Source organism: Microcystis sp. M015S2, assembly GCF_020245945.1.
In the GTDB taxonomy this organism is placed as follows: domain Bacteria; phylum Cyanobacteriota; class Cyanobacteriia; order Cyanobacteriales; family Microcystaceae; genus Microcystis.
The window spans coordinates 1-19,564 of record NZ_JADBTX010000020.1; the positions used below are offsets into that span (position 1 = coordinate 1).

At 41.5% G+C, this 19,564-nt stretch carries 13 protein-coding genes; 4 read left to right on the forward strand and 9 right to left on the reverse strand.

The features are described 5' to 3' along the window. Both IM473_RS05075 and IM473_RS05080 read right to left on the reverse strand, forming a co-directional pair. Positions 1-255: DUF29 domain-containing protein (locus IM473_RS05075; protein WP_287657273.1), on the reverse strand; the 255-nt coding region annotated here is incomplete at its 3' end. Positions 256-421: 166 nt separating this feature from the next. Next, a complete protein-coding gene (locus IM473_RS05080) occupies positions 422-1,129 on the reverse strand; it encodes a DUF8619 family protein (protein ID WP_287660362.1) in 708 nt (235 codons plus the stop codon). Between the two features lie 395 nt (positions 1,130-1,524). Here IM473_RS05080 and IM473_RS05085 point away from each other — a divergent pair, with 395 nt between their 5' ends. The 3 genes from IM473_RS05085 to IM473_RS05095 all read left to right on the forward strand — a co-directional run bounded on the left by IM473_RS05085 (position 1,525) and on the right by IM473_RS05095 (position 5,365). Beyond that, positions 1,525-2,253, forward strand: coding sequence for a Uma2 family endonuclease (locus IM473_RS05085; protein ID WP_287660363.1), 729 nt, complete (start codon positions 1,525-1,527; stop codon positions 2,251-2,253). Next, the gene (cobJ, locus tag IM473_RS05090; RefSeq protein ID WP_287660364.1) at positions 2,250-3,695 is read left to right on the forward strand and encodes a precorrin-3B C(17)-methyltransferase; all 1,446 of its coding nucleotides are present in this window, start codon (positions 2,250-2,252) and stop codon (positions 3,693-3,695) included. Before IM473_RS05085 ends, cobJ begins: the two co-directional genes overlap by 4 nt. A gap of 326 nt (positions 3,696-4,021) precedes the next feature. Further along, positions 4,022-5,365 carry a chloride channel protein gene (locus IM473_RS05095; RefSeq protein WP_287660365.1) on the forward strand — a complete coding sequence of 448 codons (1,344 nt, stop codon included), beginning with the start codon at positions 4,022-4,024 and terminating at the stop codon, positions 5,363-5,365. A 120-nt stretch (positions 5,366-5,485) separates the two neighbouring features. On the opposite strand, the gene tumE is transcribed toward IM473_RS05095, so the two are convergent. The 6 genes from tumE to IM473_RS05125 form a co-directional block, all read right to left on the reverse strand. Further along, positions 5,486-5,869, reverse strand: a complete 384-nt coding sequence (gene tumE / locus IM473_RS05100; protein WP_287660366.1) for a toxin TumE — start codon at positions 5,867-5,869, stop codon at positions 5,486-5,488. Next, positions 5,859-6,089, reverse strand: coding sequence for an antitoxin TumA (gene tumA, locus IM473_RS05105; RefSeq protein WP_002804003.1), 231 nt, complete (start codon positions 6,087-6,089; stop codon positions 5,859-5,861). The genes tumE and tumA overlap by 11 nt, the downstream gene beginning before the upstream one ends. Positions 6,090-6,320: 231 nt before the next feature. Further along, on the reverse strand, positions 6,321-6,530 hold the full coding sequence (locus tag IM473_RS05110) for a DUF2283 domain-containing protein (protein WP_287690370.1): 210 nt from the start codon (positions 6,528-6,530) through the stop codon (positions 6,321-6,323). A gap of 46 nt (positions 6,531-6,576) precedes the next feature. Beyond that, positions 6,577-6,813 (reverse strand): hypothetical protein, encoded by a 237-nt coding sequence (locus tag IM473_RS05115; RefSeq protein ID WP_287660368.1) that lies wholly within the window; start codon positions 6,811-6,813, stop codon positions 6,577-6,579. Between the two features lie 328 nt (positions 6,814-7,141). Next, positions 7,142-7,321 carry a type II toxin-antitoxin system HicA family toxin gene (locus IM473_RS05120; RefSeq protein WP_002782277.1) on the reverse strand — a complete coding sequence of 60 codons (180 nt, stop codon included), beginning with the start codon at positions 7,319-7,321 and terminating at the stop codon, positions 7,142-7,144. Then, positions 7,318-7,536: a type II toxin-antitoxin system HicB family antitoxin gene (locus IM473_RS05125; protein WP_046661997.1), complete on the reverse strand. Its 219-nt coding sequence runs from the start codon at positions 7,534-7,536 to the stop codon at positions 7,318-7,320. The genes IM473_RS05120 and IM473_RS05125 overlap by 4 nt, the downstream gene beginning before the upstream one ends. 454 nt (positions 7,537-7,990) lie before the next feature. Between IM473_RS05125 and IM473_RS05130 the strand changes: the two genes are divergently transcribed. Continuing rightward, positions 7,991-8,542, forward strand: coding sequence for an REP-associated tyrosine transposase (locus tag IM473_RS05130; protein WP_046661998.1), 552 nt, complete (start codon positions 7,991-7,993; stop codon positions 8,540-8,542). Between the two features lie 373 nt (positions 8,543-8,915). Here the strand turns inward: IM473_RS05130 and IM473_RS05135 are convergent, their stop codons facing one another. Further along, a complete protein-coding gene (locus IM473_RS05135; protein ID WP_287690371.1) occupies positions 8,916-19,223 on the reverse strand; it encodes a putative Ig domain-containing protein in 10,308 nt (3,435 codons plus the stop codon). Between the last annotated feature and the right edge of the window lie 341 nt (positions 19,224-19,564).

Consider the following 19,564-nt stretch of genomic DNA (forward strand, 5'->3'; position numbering starts at 1 on the left):
CCTAATATTAGCTCTTTCTCGCTGAATAGTTCCCAACCAACCCCTGGATCGCCGTTGAGGTTGATAGTCCCACTTTAATAAATGATGCAAAATTAATCTGAGACTAGCAAGTAAGCGATCGCGCTCCCGTTTCGACAAATCTCGCACCTCTTCGACTAAATTCTCAATATCTAACTCGGAAAACCGACCAGAAGCTAATAAATCGGCCATTTGTTCGGCCCAAAGTCCAAAGTCTTGCTCATAGGATGCCGTCATCGATTTATCTCCTTCTAAGCTCAATTAACATTATATTGAACCTCTTGCATAATTAATTTTTGATGGTTCAAAAACAGCAAAAACAAGGATTAAATTAGCCAAAATCTGTAAATTATGATTCATTGATGACCGGGAAACCAGCATCGTTTCAAAGATCGCCGACAAATTAACGGGTTTTGCGTCTTCGGATGACATTATTAGAATAACGAGAAGGTTTTGGCCGGGGTTCTTTTCCCCCTCCCAATTCGCGACTAACTTGCTGAAAAATATCCCGTCGCAGCACAGGATATTCCCCTATCCACTGGTCGAGTTGGGGAAGATGGACATCAGAAAGCTGATTGATATCCCCTAAATCGGGTTCTCGAGACATTAACAAAGCTTCGGCCACCATCCCGGGACGGATCGATTTATGGATGCGTTTGAGGGGAGCGCGAACGATCGCCGAAAAGCCAGTTTGATCACCGATTTCTAGATTAATACAGCGTTGGCGATTTTCGATAATCTCTAATTCCCCGCGTTTATTGACCCTTTCTTCTTCCCCGATTAATTCCTCGGTAACAAAAGCATCGAAAACGCGACCGCGCCAAAACCCCCCGTAGGGAAGACGACGATAGGTATTATTGCGAACACTGGCCCAATAAACCGGACCCCAGAGCCAATATAAACCGGCGATAATGTCGAAAATCAGTTTAATCGTTAATCCACCAGGGCCGAATAAATTACCGATTAACCAAGCTGCGGTGAGAGCGATGACAGAAATGAATAAACGACGCAGAAAATCAGACCATTTACCCCAATAGTGAGCGTACTGGGGGCCTGTGGCGATAATCGGGACAATTTGCTCGATCGATTGACGGGTAAGGGGAACCAACATTATCAGTTATCAGTTATCGGTTATCAGTTATCGTCTGCCTAATTGATTCGTGAATGGGTAGGCTCGAGAAGTCGGGTGTCGCTTGACGGCAACCAGAGGACGTTTACATTTCATTTAGGTGCGCTATATCAGTTATGATAGCGTTTCTCATACTAGATGAAGTGTAACCTAATTTGGTATCGACTACCGACTTCCCAAAACGAAAACTTTGTACCTCACCACTAAGATAAATGCTATAGTTTTGGGTAATTGTCTATCTGTTGGTCGCCATTCATACCATTGCTAAAAGCGCAGGACTTCTGGGAAAATTTCAGTTAAAAATTAAATCCCTCAAGAAGTCCAATAAAACAATCTATAATAAAATCAATGCTGTTTTGTTCCCAAAGACTGCCACCATGACTTCTTCCCTGGCTAAATCCTTAAATTCTCAGGCTGTAACCACTCAACATTTACCCCCGTTAGAAAATGGGGATCGCTTAATTCGTCCCGAATTCGAGCGCCGTTATCAAGCTATGCCAGGATTAAAAAAAGCCGAACTGATCGAAGGAGTTGTGTATATGGCATCCCCATTAAGGTTTAAATTTCATGCTGAACCCCACGGACGTTTAATCACTTGGTTGGGAGTTTATCAAGCTGCTACCCCCCAAGTACAAATGGGTATTGAGCCAACCGTTCGCTTGGATATCGACAACGAACTACAGCCGGATGGGGTGTTATTAATTAGTCAAGAAAGCGGGGGAAAATCAACCCTAACTGTAGAGGGATACCTAGAAGGAGCGCCGGAATTAGTGGTAGAAATTGCCGCTAGTAGTGCCGCCATAGATTTAGGGGATAAAAAACGTGCTTATCGACGCAGTGGTATTCAAGAATACCTTGTTTGGCAGGTATTTGACCAAAAAATTGATTGGTTTAGTTTAGAAAATGGCGATTATATTTCTTTGTTACCCAACCAAGAAGGGGTGATTTGCTCTCTAGTATTTCCGGGTTTGTGGTTAGATGTTTCAGCCATGCTCAACGGCAATATGTCACGGGTGTTAGACATCTTAAAAGCTGGAATTAACTCGGTAGAACATCAAGAATTTATCCAAAAGTTAACCGCAGCGCAGTCGGGGGAAGCTAAATGAAACCTCCAGCTATTCTGATTTTAGGAGAAACCAGTATCCCCGTGGCTCGTCAAGTGCAAATAGCCCTACCGGAAGCAGTGGTTTATGGGTTAATAGATCGTACCCATTCGGCTGATTTTACCTATACTAATTTTGGTGAAACGGTGCGAGAATTTTTCCAGATGGGAACGCCAATTATTGGCATTTGTGCGGCGGGTATTTTAATTCGCACCTTAGCACCTTTATTAACTAATAAATGGCAAGAACCACCTGTATTAGCAATCGCAGAAGATGGCAGCGCCGTAGTGCCTTTGTTGGGTGGTTTGCAAGGGGTTAATGATCTCGCTCGTCAAATTGCCTCGGTTTGGCAAATTTCCCCCGCAATTACTACGACTGGTGATATTAGATTTAAAACGACCTTATTATCGCCACCACCGGGTTATCAGTTAGTTAATCCCGATGATGCTAAGAAGTTTCTTGCCGATTTATTGGCGGGTGAAAAAGTAAAATTAATCGGTGAAGCGGACTGGTTAAAAAATAGTAATTTACCGATTTCATCGGCGGCAAAACTGAGCATTGAGATTACCGATAAAAATAACTTAAACTTGGCAAAACCTAGCAGTGACTGTTTAGTTTATCTGTGGGAGGAAAGCCAGCAAATTAAGGAAAAATCCAGTTTACCTCTGGGGGATTTGGACCAGGAAAGTCAAGGTAAATTAGCCATAGTTGGAACTGGACCGGGGGCGCTAAATTGGATGTCGCCGGAAGTTCGAGAAGTGTTGGAAAAAGCCACGGATTGGCTGGGTTATAAAACCTATTTGGATTTGGTAGAATCCCTGCGAACACCAGAAATTGTCCGCCATGAATCGGATAATCGGGTGGAACTCGATCGCGCAGAAATGGCCTTAGATTTAGCGGCTAAGGGGCGATCGGTTGTCTTAGTTTCCTCTGGAGATCCGGGAATTTATGCCATGGCCGCGGCCGTGTTTGAGGTATTAGAAAAAAAAGCAAAACCGGCATGGGATGCGATCGCCATTCAGATCTGTCCGGGGATTTCGGCCATGCAAGCGGCGGCCGCCAGGGTTGGCGCACCTTTAGGCCATGATTTTTGTGCGATTTCCCTATCGGATATTCTCAAATCTTGGCAGGTGATTTCTCAGCGCATTGAGTTAGCGGCCCGAGCTGATTTAGCGATCGCATTTTATAATCCTGTGTCTCAAGAGCGCACTTGGCAATTGGAGAAGGCAAAAGAGATTTTATTACAATGGCGATCGCCGCAAACTCCCGTGGTATTAGCGCGTAATTTAGGGCGAAAAGGAGAAACAGTGACGGTGAAATTCCTAGAGGATATGACTATTAACGATGCGGATATGCGAACCATAATTTTGATCGGATCGAGCAAAACTCGCCTGATTGAGCAAGGTAAAACCAAGCAATGGGTTTATACTCCACGTCACTATTAAGTAGTCGTGTAAAATTAATTTCTTGGTTGGGATAGGCAATAGGCAAAAGGCAAGAGGCAAGAGGTAGTGTACTGCGTTGCAAGGATTTCCCTTGTAACGCGGGGAAGGAAGGGAGGCGCTCACTTTTCTCATTGCAAGATGGAACCTTGGCACGAGACAAGAGAATCCGGCAATTAATTCTCCTGTTGAGGGGGAGTGGGAGTCTGCCGAGAGAGAACCGCCGCATCGAAACGACCTAGTATATAGTAAAAACTTTCAGGGTGTTTTGCATGACTACTCAAATGGACTGGCTATCAGAACAATAAAAACTTAACTTTCCTTGCGCGATGCTAAATAACAAACTACAACTTCTCTTAACCAGGGTAAGCCCATGGGCCGTTGCTGGTCTGCTCGGCGGTTTGATCGGTTCTCTGGCCGCGGTACTGCTGACTGAAGCAATTAAGCAAACCCTCAGAATTGCCTCTAACCTAGGCAACGTCTGGCTACTGCTGCTGCCTCTGGTGGGCGTTACCTTAGCAGTGCTAGTCCTGTTTGGACTGGGTAGAGGCCAACCTGTGCAGACCTTAGCTCCCCGCGGGGCGACTGCCTCTGGCCGCTGGGGTTCTCTCATGGACTGGTACTCCTTCCCCCATGACATTGCTCGCGCCGATCTGACCGGTGACGTGGTTAACGCATCCGGTGCCGAAGAGCGCTTCCCCTGGAATCTAGCACCGTTACGCGCCTTGGCCATCCTCTCCACTGTTGGACTGGGTGCGCCCATGGGAACAGAATCACCGGCGGCTCATATTGGCGTGGCGACGGGAACCTGGTTGGGTACCATAAATCCAGCCCTGGGTCAACTGGTGCGGCCCCTGGCCATCGGTGGCGGTGCGGCAAGCGTTTCTGCCTTGATGGGAATCCCTCTGGTGGGCAGCTTTTTTATGTTTGAGTTGAGTCAGCGACGCCAGGTTCCGATCACCCCGGAGCGGGCAGCGGCGATGTTAGCAGGGGGACTGGTGGGATGGGGAGTCAACGCTGCCTTTAAGCTGCAACTGATCCGGCTGGTGGTGCCGCAGGTTGCCCCGACTGACTTCGGGGATGCGGTGGCTGCCACTTTGTTGATCGGAGCGATCGCTGGCACGATTACAGCCCTCACCGGTGAGGCGATCTACTGGGCCAGAGGCTTGCGGGACAGGCCCGCCACTCGTCTCCTCATTGGTAGCCTGATGATGCTGTTCTTGGCGATCGTGATCGGACAGGTGGCGACCCCCGCAGCGGCTTTTGGACCAGGGGGAGCCGCTATCGTCTGGGCCGAAAACACTGAAACAACTCCTTACCACCTGTTGGCAGTAGCTCTGCTCCGGGCTGCGGCTACCACCGCTGCGGTTTTAGCCGGGGGCTGTGGCGGCGTGTTTGTCCCTTTTCTGGCGATCGGCGACCTCAGTGGCCGGGTGTTCGCCACCACCTTTGAGATTTCGGGGGATCTGGCCGGTGCGGCGGGGGCAGCGGCCGGTATTGCTGGCGGCTATCGCCTACCTTTGACCGCCATGGCGATGGTACTGGGGGTGGGTGGTCCGGGGGCAGCCCAGCTAACCTGCCTTGCTACAGTGGTAGTCGCTGCCCTTTCGGGATTGGTGGCCGCACGGGTAGCCAATCAAATCTCCAGTTCCCTGCGGGCAATGTTCCGCTAGAAGCCACCGTCAGGGGAATGACCGTGATATCCAGAGGGTGCAAGTTCTTTGCGCCCCTACTTTTGGGATTGCCGCCTAACGCAATCTACCCGATCAGCGATCGCATTAAATACGTTTTATTTACCTCAATAACTCTGTTGCTTCTTTTAAGACTTGAGTAATTTCAGGTTTGTGACAACTAATTACATCGTTTGGTAAATGCTTGTGATGGGGAAAAGTAGAAATATTGGGAAAGTGAGGGGTACTATCATAGCGAAAAACTAGGTTGTTTTTTTCATCTTGGAAATGGTAACGATAATCTAGGAGTTCTAAGTAATTGTCTGTGATTACTATAGCTTTGTTTATTTCCAATAAATGGGTCTGCTTGAAACGCAACCTAATTCTTAAATTAGCTCTTTGTGATGTCAGTATTTCTTCTTGATAAGGTTCTACATAAGCATTTTCACACTGCACAATTGCTTGCTCTACTTGATTGAGGTAATCAGATAAAAGTTTAAGCAGCATGATTTAATCTTTGTTCTAATTCTTGACGCAAAGCAAGGTAATGACGATAATCGTTTGCCCATTCTATAAATATTATATCATCTGACAATATTCCCTGATTGTATTCGTTATAAAAATCTTCGGAATCCATTTTATGTTGGTTCTCATAGACGCTAAGTCGCTTGGCAACAGCAATCAAAGCATCTAAAGATGATGTATATTGAATGGTCTGTTTACGCATTTTTCTTTTACTCTAAAATAATGATATTTTGATTATAAACGATCGCGCTCAAACAAAAACATAAATCGTAGGGTGCGCCATTCGATAGCGTAACGCACCAATTTAATAATGAAGTTGATGTGTTACGGCGGATTGTTAATTTGAGTTTTTTATCAAAGATTATCGCCGTCTAACGCACCCTAAAAGATCGGTGTGCTGCTACGCAGTGCCTTCGGCATCGCACTCAATAAGTCATTGGGCGGACAAATTTAATATTTTTCCTTGGGTTGACTCTAAAATTGAATCTCGGATAAAAGAACTAGCATTGGTAATCTCTAGGCCAATTAATTCTCCTAAATCATTAAGTTCAGCGGTAATATTTGGATTAATTTCTACACTTTTAGCTTCTGGTTCATCAGAAATAGTTAAATAAAGAATGTCTTCTTGTTCAAAGTATCTCATTTTAGGGTTACTCATGGATAGTAGATCTCCCAGTTGTTAGGCGAAATCAAATTTGTTGGCGTGTTGTCGCATGAATCGTGACAGGAGTTATAAAATTATCATCGTATTCATAAGGAATAATTACTAAACGATTATCATGCTTACCTACGGCAATAAGACGACCCGTTTCAGTATCGTAGTACCTTTCTCCAGAGTATTTGAGAATCTCTTCTATTTTAGCAAGTTCAAATCCTCTCAGTTTGGCTCGATATTGTAAGTAATCCGACCAGATAATATTCGGCATTATGAGCAGACTTTGCTAATTATCTGTTATCTATTTTAATCTAAATTCTCCTTCCCAAACCCCCAACACCGTAACCATAACCTTAAGGGTGGTGCGTTCCCCAATATCAAATCATGTCGCAGTCGCAAAGGTTTCAGGGAACGCACCCTACCAGATCGGTGATTGCGCTATTTTCACCTTCCCAATTATATCTTATTCGGTAACACAGAATGATAAAGTTGGTGCGCGGGGCGCGGATTGTTGATTTTGTTTTTTTAACAGAGATTATCGCCACAAACACTCACCCTACAAGATCGGCGTACTGCTAGGCAGTACCTTCGGCATCGCACTATTGGGCATTCAGGTTTCTGAGAATTTTTTGTGCTAAAAATTCTTTGATTTCTGTATGTCGTGGTACAGCTTCAATCACCCCAGTTTGAGGGTTAATCCAAAGAGAATGAGATGCACCCTCTCGCTTAAGATAACAACCAGCTTTCCGCAACTTTTTTTCTAATTCTTGACGTTTCATGGAATGGAAATTGTCTCCTCGATCGCCTCTTTCGGTAGTCCTCGACGAATATCAGCTAAACGATCTTCAAAAATTAGTTGAATAGCACTTTTTAAGCTTTCTTTGGCTTCTTCAATGGTTTCCCCTTGACCATTCGCACCAGGCACTTCAGGACAAATCGCCCAATATCCTCCTTCTGTTGCTGCCTCAATGATGGCGGTAAACTCTGCTTTCATGAAAATTCCCTTAGATGTTTTATTAATTATGATAATACAGATAATGTTGGGTTTCGTTCCTCAACCCAACCTACAAGATCGGCGATCGCACTAATTCGTAGGGTGTGTTAGCGATAGTTGCTCTATGAGTCAATAGTCAGCAACGAAAGTAGTAAAATGTAGTGGATTGTTTCAGCTAATTTGGTGTATTAGAAAAATGCTAGAAATTCTATAATCTAAGACTTTAAGCCGAAATCTATTGCCCTATTTTAGCTGAAACAGTCCAGTAGGGTGCGTTAGACGGCAACAATCTCTGCTCTTACTTATAGCGGTAAGCGCTTGAGTGAGATACAGACCAAGCCTTGCCTAGCATGGTTTATAGCTCGTGACACTGTACTTCATACGACTGCACACCGCTATAGGATTAGCAATCCGTCGTAACGCACCACCCACCAGATATATTAAAGATAGAATAATGCCTAATTATAGAAGACCTAATGTTTCTGGTGGTACTTATTTTATCACCCAAGTTACTTATCAACGTGAACCCTGGCTCTGTAGTGAAATTGGACGGAAGGCTCTCAGAGAAGCTCTTCAAAAGGTAAGAGAAAAACATCCTTTTTTAATTGATGCTTTTGTTTTGTTGCCAGATCATTTTCATTGTTTGTTAACTTTGCCACCAGAAGATAAGGATTTTTCTATGAGATTGCGATTGATTAAAACGTATGTCACCAAGCATTATGCAGAACAATTAGGTATTAATCGAGAAGTTTCTCAGTCACGAATAAAGCGCAGAGAGAGCAATCTTTGGCAGCGTCGCTATTGGGAACATTTGCTTCGAGATGAAAGAGATTTTGCTCTGCATTGTGATTATATTCATAATAATCCCGTAAAACATGGATTATGTGCGAATCCGCAAGATTGGCAGTTTTCGAGCATCCATCGGTTTATCGCTCAGGGAATTTATCCGCCTAATTGGGGGAGCGATGGGATTAAAGAAATACCAACAGCAATTTGGGATGAATAATTTAATTATCAATTCTCGCAGGGTGCGCCATTCGATAGCGTAACGCACCAATTTAATAATGAAGTTGATGTGTTACAGCCGATTGTTGATTTAGTTTTTTATCAGAGATTATCGCCGCAAACAAAAACATAAATCGTAGTGGACTGTTTCAGCTAAAATAGGGCAATAGATTTCGGCTTAAAGTCTTAGATTGTAAAATCTATAGCAATTTTCTAATACACCAAATTAGCTGAAACAGTCCAGTAGTCCAGTAGGGTGCGTTAGCGAAAGCGTAACGCACCAATTTAATGATGAAGTTGGTGCGTTACGGCGGATTGTTAATTTCAGTTTTTTATCAGAGATAATCGCCGCCTAACGCACCCTACAAGAGCTATTAACAGAGGAGCTTGCCAACAATTATGCCAGCTAAAAATGCATACCGAATAGGGCTCAAAAATAGTAAATTAAAACCACCAGGTAAACCCCCACAAACCTTTAGTAATCCAATGGCAAAAGCAGTGTATAAAATTTTGTATTCAATAAATGAGACTTCCCCACTAGGATCGATCGCATTTACGGGATTCACCCCAGCATATAAATAATCATGCAAGGTTATCGGTTGATTATTGTAACCTTCAAAAGGATCAGTGGAAGCAAAACGTCCTGTATTAGGATCATAATACCTTGCTCGTAAATAATAACCATCCACTGCCTCATCAAACTGCTCACCAGCAAACAGATAATTATTCTCCGCATCCCCGACTTTACGAGTTAAATTACCATAAGCATCATAATCATATTCTACTACTACAGCCCCGTCATTACCCGTCATCAAACGAGTGCTACCTAAACCATCCACTTGATAGTAAATCCGATTTGTCCCGTCATCTTGAGAGATTAAATCCCAACCGTGAGTATAGGTAGTATTAACTGTACCATTAGTTTGATATTCCTCAATCACTTGGGCGTATTGCTGTTGATTGTTATCGATTAAGAAGTGAGTCACCTCACCATCCACATTAATTGCTACTCGGATACCATTGTGATCATATTCAAACTCAATGCGTCCTGTTTCGCCATTTTCCGTGACTTCTACCGCCGTTAATTCACCCTTAGTATTCCACTCATAATTAGTGGTAGTTGCGCCATCTTCTACCTTAGCAAGGAGATTACCCTCCTCATCGTATTGATATTGGGTAACATTTCCGCCAAGGATTTCTTTTAATAATTTGTCGTTTTTATCATAGGTATAGGTAGTTTTACCTGCCACTGAATCGACTTTTTCTAAACGATTTCCTACTGCATCAAAACTATAAGTAATCGTTTTGTTCCCTGCTACAGTGTCAGTAATTTTCTCTTGAGTTAAGCGATAGAGATTGTCATAGGTGTACTCCACTGTACGACCATCATTTTCTACCACTTTTACCCGATTACCCATCGCATCTAGGGTATAGGTATAACTAGAAATAATACCCGTAGAGTTGCGGTTTTCGAGGTAGGTTAAGCGGTTTAACAAGTCATATTGTTGATTTTCTGTCACCCCATTGGGGAAGACGGTTTTAATTAAATTACCCACCGCATCATAATCGTAGTCTGTTACTCCGTTATCCGCATCTTTGACGGTATCAATACGATTCAGTTTGTCATAGGTATAGTTAGTTGTGCCAGAAGGTACAGTTAAGGTAAGAATATTACTAGCTTTGTCATAACTATAGCTAATAGTGCGGTTATCTGGTTCGGTGCGACTAATTAACCTGTCACGCTCATCATAAACATAATTTGTCACCCCTCGATTATCGATAACGGTAGCTAATTCCCCCGTTAAGGTATAGGTAAAAGTTTCCGTAGGTGTACCATCAGAGAAGGATTTTTCGGTTAACCAATTACGCTCATTATATTTATAGGTGGTGACTGCTCCATTAAAGTCAGTTACTTTGATTAAATTACCGATTTTATCGTGGATTGTCTCGTTACGTTGTCCACCAGGTAAGATGGTAGCTTTTAGACGGCGTAAACTGTCATATTCAAATTTAGTAATATTACCATTTGCGTCTTTTTGCTCAATTAAGTTACCTACTAAGTCGTATTTATACTCGGTACGTTGATTTAAAGCATCAATTACCGCCGTTAGTCTTCCTAAAGTGTCATATTCATAGTTAGTGGTATTTCCTGCTAAATCCTTTTCTGCTATCACTCGTCCTAAAGGATCATAAGTGGTAGTCATTACCGCATTATTAGCATAAGTTGTGGTAAGGAGGCGATCAAGATCATCATAATCATACTCAGTGATGCGCCCTAACGCATCTGTTTTGGCAATTTGTCGCCCGTCTGCATCATAAGTATAGCTAGTAATTTGATTCAGGGCATTAGTAACAGTTAAAAGGCGATCGCTCTTATCATAGTCATATTCGGTACGATTACCCAATTCGTCAATTTGGGCAATTTTTCGCCAGGCTTTATCGTATTCTTTCTTAGTGCGGGGATTATCGGTTAAATTGTCAGGGGTACTATCAGGATAAATTACTTCAATTTCTCGCCCTAATGCGTCATAAACATAAATCGTTTTACGTCCTAATTCATCAATAAAACCCGTTAAACGATCTAAAGCGTCGTATTCATTTTTGGTGCGAGGATTATCGATTAAATTATCAGGAGTGCTATCAGGTAAGATGGTTTCAATTAATAAACCACGATCATTATAACGGTATTCTGTGCGTCTTCCTAATGCGTCTATTTCTGCTACTTTTTCCCCAGCGGCGTTATATTCGGTTTTAGTAATACCCCTTGCACAACCACAACTACTCCCTTCAGGATCAGCTTTTTCAATCAAGCGCCCTTGAGCATCATAGATATAATTAGTAATAGCACCTAAAGCATCAGTAACACTGGCTACTCGTCCATTACTATCATAGGTAAAGGTGGTTTTTGCTCCCGTAGGATCGGTTAATTCAGTTAAGTTACCACGATTATCATACTTAAAGTTACTAATTTTACCATTAGCATCGGTGACAGTAGTTAAAAGTCCCAAGGAGTCATATTTATATTCAGTAACATTACCTTCTGTGTCTTTCCGTTTGGTGAGATTACCGTTATTATCATAGGTGTAAGTGGTGACAAAACCTAAAGCAGTAGTCTCTGTCAAGATGTCGTTACTTTGGTTATAAGTAAAGGTTTTCTTGTTACCTTCCCCATCGGTTTCTGTCAGCTTATTTCCTCGACTATCATAAGTATAACTGGTGATATTACCTTCGGGATCGGTTTCACTTAACAGGTTATTATCTTCATCGTAAGTGCGTAAAGTAATACCCCCTAATTGATCAACTTCTTGAATAACATTACCTTGAGCGTCAAACACCCGGGTAATAGTCTTACCAAAAGGATCTTTAACAGTTTGGCTATTAGTAGCATTATCAAAGGTGATATTTAATTCATTACCGTTAGCGTCAATAATTTTGCTGATTTGTCCATTTTCGTCATATTCAGTACGAGTCGCACTGCGTCCCAAGGGATCAATAATTTCTGTTAAGAAGTGTTGACGATTGGGGTCATCATAAACTAGCTCGGTGGTGTTATTAGTGCGGTCAATCACCTCAATTAAATCACCGTTGCTATCATAAACATATTTAATAGATTTACCATCAGGATCGATAATTTCAGTAATGCGACCTTGAGCATCTCGAATAAAGTCAATTTCAGCACCCGTTGAGCTAATAATACCCTCATCGGAGAAGGTTAATTTATTGCCATTTCTGTCGGTGACATCAATTAAACCAAAATTCTGATCATACTTATAAACCGTGCCGTCTTTGGTGGTTAATTTATATTGCGAGGGATTATAACCCAAGAAACTAAAGAGAAAGGCTCCTACTGTACCATTACTACGAATACTTAACGGAGTGTTTTCTACTTCCAATTTATCAAATACACCAGCATCGGGAGTAAAGCTAGGAGCATAAATTGCACCGAAGAAACTAGCAGAAACTGGTACAGGATTAAAAGTAAATCCAACGCGGCGGCCATCGGGAGTATTTAAAGTTACTCGTGTCCCGACGGAGAAGGTATTAGAAGTTCCAAAGAAATCGGAATTAGCCTCACTTAAATCTCGTCCATCGGGGGAGGATTCGACAATTTTGGCATCTTGTAAACCTAAATCCCAACCATAGCCAAAATCTCCTTGGCTTGCACTTTCTAAGCTATTATAACGACGGATAATTTCAATGGGAATACCAGTTAAAGGAATAGATAAATCAGTATATTCTAGAGAAAACTCACCAGGTTTATTTTGTCCTGTCACGTTTAAGATAACGCCTTGGACATTACCATTACCGCTAAAGTCAAAAGCGGTAATTTTCACTAGATAACTTCCATTTGCCAACAAACGAGGATCTAGGGTAGCTACCGGCTGATTAGTAATATTTTGAGTGCCTTTTGTCAATAAAGTGTAATCTGGATCATTTTCCCCGATATTGCTTAAATCAACTGCTTCAACAGGGGCAATTTCCACTCGATAAAATTCGAGGTTATCATCGGTGACGGTAGCAATAATATCTGTAGGTGACTTGATGATACCTTGAGTGGCTTCTAAGTTAGTCTTGTTAATTTCAATAACAGGTGCTTTGGTATCACTGGGATCAAGTACCCGCACTTCAATTGTTTCTGTATCCTGATTACCGGCCGCATCGGTAGCAGTAGCAATAATTTGATAAACTCCTGCTTTTTGACCGACAAAAGTAGCAGTATTAATTTGTCCATTGGGACTATTAGGATTAAGAGTTAGCGGGGTTTTATTAGCCGTTAAAGTGAGGGTTTTAACTTCGATATTATCCCTTGCTCGAACTTGGAAATCAATACTTTCGCCAATATTAATTAGGTTACTATTAAAGCCTAATTCCACCACCGGATTAGTAACATCATTATTGCTAAGGGTTAAATTATAAGTTTGAGTGGTGATTCCCCCGCGTCCATCGCTGACTTGAATCGTCACAGGATAAATACCTTGATTTTGGGATGCAGATTGCCAACGAATACGGCCAAATTGATCAATAGTTAAACCTTGAGGCGCTTGTAAGAGATTATAGGTTAAAGCGTCATTATCTGCATCTTTGGCAATAACATCATATTTGTAAGTAACGCCTAATTGAGCTAATTCTAACGGCTGAGAATTAATAATCGGTGCCTGATTAGGAGTAACTCGGATATAGTAATTTTGATAGGCAATCCCACCATCTGCATCCGTCGCTGTGACTGTAACTTGAAAATCACCGTTAGTTACTGCTTGAGTTTGCCAAGTAATTAAACCTGTATTTGTATTAATAGTCATCCCATTGGGTTTAACCGTTAAATTGTAGCTAATAGCGGTATTTTCGGGATCATTAGCCTCGACATCATATTGATATAATCCCCCAGCACCAATGATGATTTTAGGCGTGCTGGTAATACTAGGTAAATTGTTGTCTAATGTGGCTAAAACTTGTAATTGATAGGATTGGGTATTAGTCCCACCAAAACCATCACTAACTTTTATTTCAACGGTTTGTTTTCCTAAATTAGTAGGGGTATATGCTATTAAGCCAGTATTGGCATTAATGGTCATCCCTTCCGGGGGATTAATCAGGCTATAGGTCAGGGTATCATTATCAAAATCAGTGGCTCTTACTTCATAGCTATAGGTATTATTAATCAGAGCAACGGTGTTGGGAGAGGAGATAATTTGCGGTGGGGTGTTAATACCTTTAGTATTCAGGAAAAATTCTTGATTAGCAATGCCTCCTTTACCGTCAGACACTCGCAAAACTACTCGATTATTGCCGATTTGATTTTGTTTCGGTTGCCAAATTAAGATACCAGTTTCGGCATCAACTGCCATACCTTCAGGTTGATTGAGTAAACTATAGGTTAATCTGTCGTTGTTGGCATCGGTAGCAGTAGCTCGATAGGTTAATAATTGCCCTATTTGGGCGGTTTTGGGTGCTGTGCTAGTGAATACGGGAGCTTGGTTAGGTATGGGTTGATCAATTTTTATGTTACCAAAGTTGATGTTGCTAACGGTTTCTCCTGCTTTGAGATCGACAATGTGATAGCTAATACCGCCAAGAATTTCAGCAGTAATATTAACATCAAAAGATCCGTAGTTATTATACCAAGCATATCCATCCATCGTGCCTAAAAACAGCCTTGTTGCTCCTTCAGGCACAATAATTTCCTGAGTTACACTATCATTATTTTTACCATTACCAATAAAGAAAACTTGTTTTACTTTAGGTGATAAACTTGTGTAATTAATACCATTAGTAATATTGCCAGTTTCTTCAAAGTTCAGTTCATCAGGTGCAGATGTTAAATTTGGTTGTTCATCTGTCAAGAATACACCAACTAGACTATTACTAGGAGCAGTTAGGTTAGAAATTCCATTTTCATCTAATTCTCTATGAGAGAAGAAGATACCACCATCAGGAGTTAAACCTGATGGAAATGGATCATTATTAACACTACCTGTTACTTCAAAAATAAGAGTTGAACCAGCAACAATCGGTAATTGTGAAGCCAGTATGGGAGATTGATTAGGTGCAATATCTCCCCCACTAGCTGTTGCACCATCAGGCATTCCTGACAGCCAAGGATCGTTAATTCCTAAAACTTGAATATCTATTGTTACTATTTTTTCTTTATCATTTGGAGAAGTTTGTTCATAATCTGTGGGTATAACTTCCTTGACAAAATAAGTACCTGCTTCTAACCCAGTGAATTGATATTTTCCGTTTTCATCGGTGATTTGACTAGGCTCATTGTTATCAAAAGTGCCATTATTATTTGAGTCAAGATAGACGGTAATTCCTTCTAAAGCAGGTTCATTGTTAATAAATGTCCAGGAAAGAATATCATGGTTTCCTAATCCTGCCCCTGTAGCAGAAGTAAAACCGACAAAAAACTCATTTTGTCCGAGAATTTCAGCAATATTAACTGTTGCGGAAACAGTGGCTTGTGTAGGGCGATTAGAGTCTTGAGAGACTCTAGCTTCTAGTAATTGTGACGAGCCATTATAGTCAATCCAAACATTCCAAATTTCTCCATTATTGAAGCGAGTAGGAATATTAGCTTGGACAAGAGAGGTCGTATTTCCATTTATATTAATACCAATATGATTGCCATTATTTTGATCTTGGCTACCATTATTAAATGTATCTAATTCAATAACAACAGTGTTATTTAAGCCTTCATAACCAATTCCTCCCCCTGCACTACCAATGGTATCTGTTGGACTGATAATAAAAGCTATACCATCCGCCCCTTCTCCGTCTTCATCGCCAAGACCGCTAGATTCAGAAATAGAAAATTTGAAGTTAGTAGAAAATAATAGATTTTGGTTACTATCTCGAACAAGGTTAAAGGGATTTTTTAATAAAGCATTCCCAGATGAGTAAAAACTATTTAATGATAGCCTTAAAGCATTATCTACGATTGCAGTATCTCCAGACAATATTAAAGAAGATACATCTACAGAAAAATCCTCAAAATTAGCTGACTCCCATATTCCATTACCATTAGCATCTTCCCATTTAACACCTTCAATTGTTCCTAATAAAGCATTATTTAAAGCAATAGTAAACTCTTCGGTATCCACACCCCCAAGATTATCCGTAACCTTAACAGAAACATTATAGTTACCAACAGTTTTACCTTCTGTATCCCAGATAATCTCTCCTGTTAAATTATCAATGCTCATTCCTTGAGGAGCATCAACTAAAGAATAGGTTAAATTATCCTCATCAGGATCAATCGCATTAACATCATAAACATAATTTTGACTGGTACTAGCTTTAAGAATAGGCTCAGAGATGATGACAGGTGCATAATTATCCGTTTCTTCTTCTAATACCAATAAAGTATAAACCTGAGTCGCAATACCCCCCTTACCATCATTAACTTGTAAGGTTATCTCGGTTGCTCCTGAGACGGTGGGAGTGAATGTAACAACACCAGTATTCTGATTGATTACCAAACCATTAGGGGCATTGATGACAGAATAGGTTAAATTGTCATTATCAGCATCAGTCGCATTAGCATCGTAACGATATTCATTGTTGAGATTACCAGAAACGACGGGATTGGAAACGAATACTGGAGGACGATTTGGTTGAGAATCAATAACGTTGGTTACTACCCCTAAATTATAAGTTTGGGTATCCCTTCCCCCTTTACCATCTTCCACTGAAATAGAGATGTTATAATTGCCGATTGTTGGGGCTTTCCAACTCAAAACACCAGTCTTATTGTCAATGGTTAAACCATCAGGGGCAAGGGAGAGGGAGTAGAATAAGGTATCATTATCCGCATCAACGGCATTTGCATTATAACTATAATCATTCCCGACAATAATCTCTAACTCAGGATTAGTCGTAAATTCAGGAGCATTATTCGAGGGAACAGCAGAAACAATTAAGTTACTAGGATTAATGACAAAACTAATTTTTTGGCTACTACTACCTCCTTTACCATCACTCACAGTATAAACAAAATTACCACCATTACCATTAACATCTGCTAGAGGTGTGTAAAGCAAAGAAGTTAGAGAATTAATTGAAATCTCATCACCTATATTAATGATTGTACCATTTCCTAAAGTTATTTTTCCTTTGCTGTTATCTGGTAATTGAGTGACAGAAATAGTTAAATTATCCCCATCAATATCTGTAGGTGGATTAATATTTAAGGGGATAGGTTGACTATCTTCTGGTAGAGTAATAGTTTTATCGGCATCTGTTACCGGAGAATTATTACCAGGGTTTTGAATCGGATTAATGACAAAACTAATGGTTTGACTATCACTCCCCCCTTTACCATCACTCACAGTATAAACAAAATTGCCGCCATTACCATTAACATCTGCTAGGGGTGTGTATAGCAAAGAAGTTAGAGAATTAATCGAAATCTCATCACCCACATTAATAACTGTGCCATCAGCTAAAGTGATTCTTCCTTTGCTGTTATCTGGTAATTGAGTGACAGAAATAGTTAAATTATCCCCATCAATATCTGTAGGTGGATTAATATTTAAGGGGATAGGTTGACTATCTTCTGGTAGAGTAATAGTTTTATCGGCATCGGTGACAGGAGGATTATTACCAGGTGGATTCACCGAATTATCATTATCCAGAATTGTGCCAATTCCCTCACCTTGAATCAGGATAGCATTGGTCACTCCTGTTAAATTGACCGTGAAGGTTTCCGTCGGCTCGCTAATCGTATCGCCCTTGACAGCAACTGCGATCTTTTTCTCCACTTCTCCCGGTGCAAACGTCAAAATTCCCGTTGAGGATTCATAATCTTTCCCCGCTTGAGCGGTTCCATCCGTCGTCGTAAATTGAGCCGTTACTGTTGTGTTTGTAGGGGCTGATAAACGAACTGTAAAATTAGCAGATTGAGTTCCTGTATTCCCCTCCGTCACTGTGGTATTTTCAATGCTCAAAGACGGTAACTGAATCGGTTCTCCAATTGGTTCCCCAAAACTGAACCGAAACACTAAATCATTAAAATCGCGATCGCCGCCGCCCCAAAAATCTTCCCAAGTCCAAGTCTGACTATCTTGTTGAGCATGGACATGATTCAAACCATCCTCATTGGCCGCCGCATAGGAAAAGAAAACCGGCGGGGCATTTTCCCCCTTGGCGATCGCCTGATCTGTCGTCCCGTTAGCGACTAGATACCATCCCAGATATTTCCCAGAAGGGACGTTAAACGTTTTACTATCAAACGCTTTCCCAGAGGCAAAAATTACCTGGTAGCGATCGCCTGACAAGGCCGCATCTAAATAACCCTGATCCCCTGGTTTAATCCCATTAATCTCGCCATCCGGCGTATCGACCAGGTAATAACCCATCTCGTTTGGAAAATCAGCGTCCTCACTGACAGCCTCCACTGTGAGGGGAACCTGCTGTCCTTTGTCTCCGGGTAAGACAATTCCTGCTTGAGCAATATTAAAAACAACATCGTTAAAATCTTGATCTCCTCCACCCGTCAAATCTTCCCAGTTAAACCGCCAGATTCCGCGGTCAAGATGACTACTTTGGGAATGATCAAAGTTATCAGGATTAGCTCCTTTCAGGGAGAAAAAAGCTAACCCCGATTGACCCTGATTTTGTCGATTATTTTCTAACCAATTAGCGCTGGTATTATTCTGAATCAGATAAAACCCTAGACGACTACCCCCCGCAACGGTGAATTCCCGCCAATTTCCCGCTTGATTACCCGAATTGAAGAGAGTTTGTCGGCTGGAACTGCTTAAAGCGGCCTCGGCGAATCCTTCTTCACCGGGGGCGATACCTTCTACTCGACCTGAAGCATCCACCAGAAAGAATCCCACTTCATTATTAAAATCTGCCTCTCGCACTGTCCACTGGACAACCATATTCACCCTTTCTGAGGGATTACCCGGAACGAATAAAACCTCGCCTAAATCATCTAACTGACTGATTTGAGGGGTTCCTGTCCAAGAAGTATCTTGGTCGGAAAAGGAGAAATTAGCAGCCTCTTGATTAACTAATAATGGGACTGATAGCAGAGAATCACTTTGATTAGCTAAGTTATCGCTCGCCGTCGCGCTCACGGGAGCAAGAAAATTGCTAGGAGAAGATGGGGTGAGAGGTGTGACTAGAGGAGTCACCTCTGGCGTTGTCGGAGCCAGCATAGATGGCGCTGTCGCCATCAAAGTCTGATCTACTCCCAAAAGACTTGAGCCATCTTCTAGAAGTATTGGGGGAAGTATTGGAAAATCCACTTATGCCTTCTGCTTGGATGTCTAGCTTGATTCATTAAATTAATCTTTGTTGGCATCTTAAGGGCGTTTCTTTTTACTGTCAATATATATAAATTATTTGCATATATATATATATATATATATATCATTAGTTTTGCTAATTATATTAAATCCGTTTTTAATAATATGATTAACTGTCAATCCCACTTTAAAAACCCACTTCCCACTCTCTACTTCCCACTCTCCCAGAACTTTTAAACAGGATTTAGTGTCAGACCAAAATGGGCGCA

Excerpts from the sequence above, each read along its gene's own strand:
- IM473_RS05080 (WP_287660362.1), bottom strand. The coding sequence starts at position 1,129 with ATGTTGGTTCCCCTTACCCGTCAATCGATCGAGCAAATTGTCCCGATT.
- IM473_RS05085 (WP_287660363.1), top strand. The coding sequence starts at position 1,525 with ATGACTTCTTCCCTGGCTAAATCCTTAAATTCTCAGGCTGTAACCACT.
- cobJ (WP_287660364.1), top strand. The coding sequence starts at position 2,250 with ATGAAACCTCCAGCTATTCTGATTTTAGGAGAAACCAGTATCCCCGTG.
- IM473_RS05095 (WP_287660365.1), top strand. The coding sequence starts at position 4,022 with ATGCTAAATAACAAACTACAACTTCTCTTAACCAGGGTAAGCCCATGG.
- tumE (WP_287660366.1), bottom strand. The coding sequence starts at position 5,869 with ATGCTGCTTAAACTTTTATCTGATTACCTCAATCAAGTAGAGCAAGCA.
- tumA (WP_002804003.1), bottom strand. The coding sequence starts at position 6,089 with ATGCGTAAACAGACCATTCAATATACATCATCTTTAGATGCTTTGATT.
- IM473_RS05110 (WP_287690370.1), bottom strand. The coding sequence starts at position 6,530 with ATGAGATACTTTGAACAAGAAGACATTCTTTATTTAACTATTTCTGAT.
- IM473_RS05115 (WP_287660368.1), bottom strand. The coding sequence starts at position 6,813 with ATGCCGAATATTATCTGGTCGGATTACTTACAATATCGAGCCAAACTG.
- IM473_RS05120 (WP_002782277.1), bottom strand. The coding sequence starts at position 7,321 with ATGAAACGTCAAGAATTAGAAAAAAAGTTGCGGAAAGCTGGTTGTTAT.
- IM473_RS05125 (WP_046661997.1), bottom strand. The coding sequence starts at position 7,536 with ATGAAAGCAGAGTTTACCGCCATCATTGAGGCAGCAACAGAAGGAGGA.
- IM473_RS05130 (WP_046661998.1), top strand. The coding sequence starts at position 7,991 with ATGCCTAATTATAGAAGACCTAATGTTTCTGGTGGTACTTATTTTATC.
- IM473_RS05135 (WP_287690371.1), bottom strand. The coding sequence starts at position 19,223 with ATGGCGACAGCGCCATCTATGCTGGCTCCGACAACGCCAGAGGTGACT.